The sequence below is a fragment of the Mesorhizobium sp. M7A.F.Ca.MR.148.00.0.0 genome (assembly GCF_003997735.1).
Classification (GTDB): Bacteria; Pseudomonadota; Alphaproteobacteria; order Rhizobiales; family Rhizobiaceae; genus Mesorhizobium.
The window spans coordinates 1-337 of record NZ_RZTB01000460.1; the positions used below are offsets into that span (position 1 = coordinate 1).

The window sequence follows — 337 nt, forward strand, 5'->3', positions numbered from 1 at the left end:
ACAGCCACCATGTGCATGGCGGCGGGGCTGACTTTTATGCCGCGGTTGATCGGATTGGCCTAGAGGGCATGGTGTCGAAGCGGGAAGAGAGCAGCTATCGGTCAGGCGACACCGAAGCCTGGGTGAAAACGAAATGCTATGAGGAAGTCGACTTTGAAGTTGCAGGCGTGCAGCGAACGCCCGGTTCGGCTCCACTCGCCTTGATGGCAACCCGCGATGCGGAACGCCGCTACGTCGGCTCGGCAAACATCGCCCTGACCAAAGCCATGCGGGAACGCCTCTATGCCAAGGTGCAAGAGGGGAAAGGCTCGCCACCGAGGGGCGCCGACAAGCCCGA

Annotated in this window: 1 pseudogene; it reads left to right on the forward strand. The window is 61.7% G+C overall.

The annotated features are described in order from the left end of the window. Positions 1 to 337, forward strand: a pseudogene (locus EOB49_RS36810) (DNA ligase); the annotation flags it as partial.